7 protein-coding genes are annotated in these 6,512 nt (G+C 59.3%); 3 read left to right on the top strand and 4 right to left on the bottom strand.

Annotated features, from left to right (window positions below; genetic code table 11):
* A partial coding sequence (locus LBR61_07830) for a hypothetical protein (GenBank protein ID MDR1731989.1) occupies positions 1-331 on the top strand: 331 nt, incomplete at its 5' end.
* 93 nt (positions 332-424) lie between these two features.
* Positions 425-1,069, top strand: a complete 645-nt coding sequence (locus tag LBR61_07825) for a nitroreductase family protein (protein ID MDR1731988.1) — start codon at positions 425-427, stop codon at positions 1,067-1,069.
* 12 nt (positions 1,070-1,081) lie between these two features.
* Here the strand turns inward: LBR61_07825 and LBR61_07820 are convergent, their stop codons facing one another.
* From LBR61_07820 to LBR61_07805, 4 genes are all read right to left on the bottom strand, one after another.
* Positions 1,082-2,479: an MATE family efflux transporter gene (locus LBR61_07820; protein ID MDR1731987.1), complete on the bottom strand. Its 1,398-nt coding sequence runs from the start codon at positions 2,477-2,479 to the stop codon at positions 1,082-1,084.
* Positions 2,480-2,583: 104 nt separating this feature from the next.
* Positions 2,584-3,480 carry an alpha/beta hydrolase gene (locus LBR61_07815; GenBank protein MDR1731986.1) on the bottom strand — a complete coding sequence of 299 codons (897 nt, stop codon included), beginning with the start codon at positions 3,478-3,480 and terminating at the stop codon, positions 2,584-2,586.
* A gap of 157 nt (positions 3,481-3,637) precedes the next feature.
* Positions 3,638-4,294: a DJ-1/PfpI family protein gene (locus LBR61_07810; GenBank protein ID MDR1731985.1), complete on the bottom strand. Its 657-nt coding sequence runs from the start codon at positions 4,292-4,294 to the stop codon at positions 3,638-3,640.
* A gap of 115 nt (positions 4,295-4,409) precedes the next feature.
* Positions 4,410-5,630, bottom strand: a complete 1,221-nt coding sequence (locus tag LBR61_07805; GenBank protein ID MDR1731984.1) for a hypothetical protein — start codon at positions 5,628-5,630, stop codon at positions 4,410-4,412.
* 490 nt (positions 5,631-6,120) lie between these two features.
* Here LBR61_07805 and LBR61_07800 point away from each other — a divergent pair.
* On the top strand, positions 6,121-6,512 hold a 392-nt coding region (locus tag LBR61_07800), incomplete at its 3' end, for an Rpn family recombination-promoting nuclease/putative transposase (GenBank protein MDR1731983.1).

The following is a 6,512-nucleotide window of genomic DNA, read 5'->3' as shown; positions in this document are numbered from 1 at the left end:
AGATGGGTCAATCAGCGGCACCATGACGCTGCCTCAGCCTCCGCTTCTGGCCGTGGAAAAGACGACCCTCGTCTTCCCCATTCAGACGGGGCAGAACGTGGGCGACGACAAAAACCGCTATGACATGAACGTTCGCGGTCAGGGCGGCTGGACCGCCGAAATCACGTCGGGGACCGACTGGTTCACGATCCAGAAAACCGGCGACATCCTCTCGGTGAAGATGAACGGCGACAACACCACGGGCCGGTACAGAGAGGGAAATATCCGCATCACGCGCAGCGGCGACGCCAGTAACCCCATCAACGTGGCCATAACCCAGACGCCGAAATGAAACGACACTGAAACACAGGGGGGAACGGAGCCGGCTCAGACAGAAGCTCCGCCCCCCTGAGCTTTAATTCAGTAAAGTAAGGAGGAATGCTTTATGAAGTTGTGGAGTTGTTCTGTTGGAGCCGCGGCGCTGACGCTCTTTCTGTGGGTGGGCGCGGCAGCGGCGGATGTGGCGCTTCCGGCCCCCCTCACGGGAGGAATCGGAATTTTCGACGCGCTGAAACATCGAGTCTCCGCGGGAGGCAGTGATTTCCCCACAGGGGAGATTTCGCTGGAGGAACTTTCCAGTCTGCTCTGGGCCGCCACGGGCATAAACCGCACGGGGATGCGGAAGGGCTGGACTGTCCCCATGGCCATGGGACGGGAGCCCTATTGCAGGGTATACGTCACCGGAGCGAAGGGGACGTTTTTCTACGACTGGAACGAACATGCGCTCAGGGAAATTTCGCAGGACGACATTCGTGGGAAGGTGGGTTCTCAGGGCTTTGTGGGGAAAGCTCCCTATGTTCTGATTTTTGTGACCGACGGCAGGGCTCTGGAGGAATTCGACGCCTCCCGCGGTCCGGCCTGGGGACAGGTGGCGGTGGGGGCCATGACCCAGAACGTCTACCTGGCGGCGGAGTCGCTGAACATCGGCGTTCGCTATATCGCGTCCCTGAAGGCCGACGCGGTCCGGCCCGGCCTGAAGCTGGCCGACAACGACACCCCCGTCTGTATCATGCCCATAGGGAAAAAATAATAATATTTGTTTTCACTCTTCCGGCAGATTTTCGGGGGAAACCACGTCTTCCGGTTTTCCCCGGCCCGAGGCCATTTCGCGCAGCACGCCTGTCGCCAGCGAAGCGGAGAGGATCACGGTGGCGATGTCCGCGACGGACTGACTCATCTGGAGCCCCCGGACTCCAAAGAAGTGCGTGAGGATGAACAGAATCGGAATCAGAAACAGTCCCTGCCGCGCCAGAGCCAGTGAGGTCGCCCGCAGGGATTTCCCAATGACCTGGAGCATCATGTTGGCCGGTGTAATCCAGCTCATGGTGGCGAAGGTCGCGCACTGAAACCGCAGAGCCGTGGTCCCCACGGCAATGACCGCCGGGTCGTCCTTTCGGAAGAGCGCGATGATCTGCGGGGCGAAGATGAAGCCCGTCATTCCGGCCACGAGCAGAATCAGGAAGGCCACCCGCATGAAAAACCAAAAAGCCCGCAGGACCCGGTCGTAACGTCCCGCCCCGTAGTTGAAGCCGCAGACCGGCTGAAAGCCCTGTCCGAAGCCCAGCATGGCGGAATTGGCGAACATCATCACCCGCTGCACGATGGACATGGCCGCGATGGCCGCGTCGCCGTACCCGCCCGCAACCCGGTTTATACAAAGGGTCCCCACGCTGGAGATGATCTGCCGGCACATGGAAGGAGCGCCTCCCCGCAGGATTTCTCTGTAAACGGAGAGACGGGGCGTGAACTGCCGCGGGTCAATTCGGACGTTGCCGCTGCGGGCGCAGCCCGCCAGAAGCAGGGAGAAGCTGAGGAACTGACTGAGCATGGTGGCCAGAGAGGCCCCCGACACGCCCATGTGAAACACGAAGATGAAGAGCGGGTCGAGAATGACGTTCAGAAGCGCCCCCGAAACCATGCCGATCATGCTGTAAAACGCGCTGCCCTGAAAACGCAGCAGATTGTTGAGAGCCAGAGACGTCGTCATCCAGGGCGCTCCGATCAGGATGTAGAACAGGTAATCGCAGGCATAGGGGAGAATCGTGTCGGTGGCGCCGAGAAAGCGGGCGAGAGGCTTCAGCCAGGTCAGCCCCAGAAGGGTAATCGTGCCTCCGCAGAGCAACGCCGAAATGACGCCGGTGGCGGCCATGCCGGAGGCCCGTTCCATGTGATGGGAACCCAGCGCCCGGGCGATGTAGCTTCCCGCCCCCTGCCCAAAGAAAAATCCCGTGGCCTGAATGACCGCCATGAGGGAAAACACCACGCCCACCCCGCCGGTGGCGCTGGTGCCGAGAGAGCCGACAAAATACGTGTCCGCCATGTTGTACAGCGAGGAAATCAGCATGATAATGATCGTCGGGCCCGCCATGCGGCAGACAAGACGCTCCACCGGAGTTTCCGTCATCATGATGAATTTTGCCTCGGCGCTGTCTGGTGTCATGACCGTCTCTCCCGTTCCCGTTTCATTGATTTTTCCCGCGAAAACTTTTTATGAGTTTTGCGCGTTTTGTGCGTTTTGCGCGGGCCTTCACACAGTGGACAATTTTATATTATACAACGTCCGGCGGCGGTCGTCCCGGTCAGAAAGTCCAGAATTTCGGCGTGCAGGCTCTGAAGAAAGGCTTTGCGGTTGAAGTCCGGAAGGTCCTGAGCGGAAAAGAATGGGCTGTTTCTCGGAAAACGGGGGCAGGGGTCGAGGAAGGAGAAATGTCCGGCGTTTTTCACGAGACGGCAGCGAACCCTGTCCGGGTCGGGGACGCCCTTCAGCACGACGGGGGCGTTGGACTCGGGAGGCGTGATGGTGTCTCTGTCGCCGAACACCATGAAAATGGGGACGTTCACCGCGCGGAGAGCGCCCGGGTTCCGGTAACGGAGGGTGGCGGGGGCCAGAAGCACCAGCGCGCCCACCCTGGGATCCCGCGTCTGAGGAATGGTGAGAACGCCGTCGTCGGGGGCCTCCCCCGGAGAGGTGGTGGGAACTCCCCCCGCCACGGCCAGCGCCGTGTAGCCTCCCATGGAATGCCCGATAACGGCCGCGGGGCCGGGGGCAATCACGCCGCCAAAGGTTTTTTGGTCAAAAAGACAGTCCAGAGCGGCGCGGAGGTGCCTCGGCCGCCCTGTGAGGTTCTCCACGGTCCCCTCCAGAGAGTTGTCCCTGTAGTTGTTGCCGGGATGTTCGGGAACGGCCACGACAAAACCCTGACGCACCAGATAAAAAACGAGGGCCCGATAGATGAGGAGCATCCCTCCGCTGCCGTGGGACAGCAGCACCAGAGGATGCCTCCCGTCGGGAGGGGCGTCCGTCGCGACGGAATAAAGATGAGGCCCCACCCGGGATTTTTTCGAGGGCGTCAGGGTCGGGTAAAACACGGACAATGGAAACTTTCTCTCTCCGTCGAGGAGCTCTCCCACGCGGCAGCCGACAAATTTGGGTTCCTGCATTTCAGCTTCTTCTTTCAGATTCTTCCTTACAAACAAATTCTTCCCTGCAAACAAATTCTTTCTTCAAATCAATTCTTCCTTCAAGCCAATTCTTCCTTCAAGCCAATTCTTCTCTCGGTTTTTTACGATTTCTTATTTTCCGTTCTTCTGCCGAGCCTCAGCCACGGACGAAGGGGTCGTCGTCGGGATGGCGGTTCCAGAGGTACTCGATGCGCCTGGCGATCCGTTCGGCCTGTTCCATACCCATGTCCTCGGCGATGAAGGCGAGGGTCATGTCCATGCCCGCGGACACTCCGGAGGAGGAGTAGAGCGCGCCGTCCCGCACCCAGCGCCCCCGACGGATCCAGTTCACTTTGGGGTTGACGGAGGCCACCCAGTCGAAGGAAATTTTGTTGGTGGTGGCGTTTTTTCCGTCCATCAGACCGGTTTTCGCCAAAAGCGCGGCCCCCGTGCAGACGGTGAGCACGTAGTCCGAGTTCAGGGCGGCGCGCTCCAGCTCGGCGATGAAAGCGGCGTCGGAAACCAGAGTTCGGGTCCCCTCTCCGCCGGGAATGAGCAGAAGCCCCCGAACCATCTCCCGAAGGGGACGGGTCTCCACCGCGAGGCCCTGGGCGCTCCTGACGACGCCTCCGCGGGAGGAATAATAACCAGGGAGATAACGTTCCGGAGCCTTGCCGGCAATTTCCGCCGGACCGCAGGCGTCCAGAGTCTCGAAGCCCTCGAAGAACAGGATGTTGAAGTGGAGAATCTTCGGGGCTCCGTCTTTGTCCGCGTTACGAGTGCCGGGGCTGTCGTAAAGATCGTTGAAATTCATTACGTAACCTCCCTCGCAGATTTTCCGGTTCGTCTCTTCATTGCAAGAAAAAACGCAATACAAAGCCGCAACAAAAAGCGACGAACAAAAATTATTCAGAAAAGAGCCGACGTCTCTAAATGCCCGTGAACCAGGCGATGTATGGGGTGAGAGTCTCGCACCAGGCCTCGAAGACCTTCGCCGACGTGAGCTGCAGGACGGTGAAATAGTCGTCGTTGGCCCCCCCGAAGGCGTCGTCGGCCAGGGCCTTCTCGTAGACCTCCTGCGGAAACGTGTAGATCAGCTCCTGTTTTTCCTGAGATTTCTGGGGCGGCGACGCGTAAAAAAGCCCGCCGCTGCCTCCCGTGGCCCGCTGAACCTTGGGCTTGCAGGCCAGCGCCATGTGCCCGTCCTCCCGGTCGAAAAAGGTGACAACGCTGTCCACGTCTCCCAGAAATCCCATGGGGAAATCGATTCGCCGCTTCCGCCCGTAGCCGCCGTCCAACAGCTCCTTTTCGCTGTCCATGGAGGCCCAGACGGATATTTTGTCCAGCACGTCCATGTGGCGGGCGTAACCCGTGAACTTGCGCCCCAGACCCTTCAGCCGAGGGTCGCCGATCTTCAGGTCCAGAGGCTTGTTGTCGTTGGCGGCGTGCCAGATTTCGTCGCAGAACTCCGAGCCGTCCTCCTCGCAGAAGGAAAAGCCCAGCAGCATCGCCGCGGCCATGATGCGCACCGGACGATACCAGCGCCGGATGTTCAGCCCGTCCAGCGCCCGAACCACACCGGTCCGCAGCAGGTCCTCCGTGGAGCAGCGGTTTTCGGTGAAGGGAATTTTCGGCGCGGACGGCTCGGCTCCCTCCCCTTCTTCAGGTTTGGGAAAGGCCCTGAGCTCCCCCTCGCTCACGGGGAAGAAGGGCCGGAAAAAACCCGTCCCCTTTTCGCGGTTCTCGTCCGTCAGATCCGACAGCCACAGACGGGCGCGCTTGTCCTCCGCCAGCATGGAAAACTCGGACTTGTTCAGAACGGTCACCGGCGTGTGAAGCGCCTTCTCCAGCACCATGGAGAACCTCCAGTGAACGGCTCTGAAGGGCGTGTAAACGGCATATTCCGCAAGAATGCGCTGCAGAGGGGAAAGCAGATCGGCCAGAGTATACTCCTCGGAAGCGCCGCGGGCCTTTCCCTTCACGCTGAGCTTCCGGTCGCGGTCCTCCAGCCACCTGAGCGGAATCAGCTTGCGCTTGTTCTGGTTTTTGTTGAACACGACCAGACGCGGGGACAGCCCTTTGGTCCAGATTTGCAGTTCCAGGTTCTCATCGATGGTATACGAGCTGACGATTTCTCCTTTATCGTTCATCTGCAAAAATCTCCTCTAATGTTTTCTGGGATCTTATTATAACGGCTTTTGGAGCGTATGCAAAACTGGTCGGTAAAACTCCTGAGCTGATAAATAACGAGAGCACGACGCCACCGGCGACCCCGGAGGCGAGGCCATCTCCGGAAGCGAGTACGTTCAGAACCTGAATCCGTCCGTGGATTACGCGAAGCTCGCCGCCAACACCGGAGGAGGCGGAACGACTCTCATCATTGGAGACGACGACGATAAAAAAGGCGAAGGCGGCCTGCGGGCCGCCCTTCCTTTCTGCGGAAGAGATCAACTCGCTTCGAGGAGAGATTTCCGGCCCCGACTCATAGTTTTTACATAAAGCTGAAAAATCGACTCGCTGCCTCCGGCTCCGGCCGGGGGCTTTTTTCAACTTCGATGCGGGTCTTACCTTGACAAACTCCTCACTGACGGCCTATCCTTTTCAATGAAACATCAAGAAAGGGAAGGATCCTGCACTGACATGGAACGACTCAACGGGGATCTCTCCTTCGAAAGCCTGAGCCCGGAAGCTCGGCGGGAGTATGAGAGACGCAAAAAAGACAATACGCTGCCGAAGGAAATCGACCGGCGGCGGGACCGGTACTTTAAATTTCTCTTTGGAGAACCGGAACACAAGCCTCTGCTGTTGGATCTGCTGAACACCGTGCTGCGGGTCCGGAACTACGAAACTTTGACGGACATCGAACTGACGGATCGGGAGCTTTCACCGGACATCATCGGAGGCAAAGGCGTGCGCCTGGACCTGGTGGGACGTTCAGAGAACGGGCGAACGGTGGATCTGGAGCTTCAGAGGAGCGGAGACAGGGATTTTATCAAACGGGCGCTCTACAACAGCGGGACGATCATTCACCG

The organism is Synergistaceae bacterium, assembly GCA_031272035.1.
GTDB lineage: Bacteria > Synergistota > Synergistia > Synergistales > Aminobacteriaceae > JAISSA01.
This window is presented reverse-complemented; position numbering and strand designations above follow the sequence as displayed.

Excerpts from the sequence above, each read along its gene's own strand:
- LBR61_07805 (MDR1731984.1), bottom strand. The coding sequence starts at position 5,630 with ATGAACGATAAAGGAGAAATCGTCAGCTCGTATACCATCGATGAGAAC.
- LBR61_07810 (MDR1731985.1), bottom strand. The coding sequence starts at position 4,294 with ATGAATTTCAACGATCTTTACGACAGCCCCGGCACTCGTAACGCGGAC.
- LBR61_07820 (MDR1731987.1), bottom strand. The coding sequence starts at position 2,479 with ATGACACCAGACAGCGCCGAGGCAAAATTCATCATGATGACGGAAACT.
- LBR61_07825 (MDR1731988.1), top strand. The coding sequence starts at position 425 with ATGAAGTTGTGGAGTTGTTCTGTTGGAGCCGCGGCGCTGACGCTCTTT.
- LBR61_07815 (MDR1731986.1), bottom strand. The coding sequence starts at position 3,480 with ATGCAGGAACCCAAATTTGTCGGCTGCCGCGTGGGAGAGCTCCTCGAC.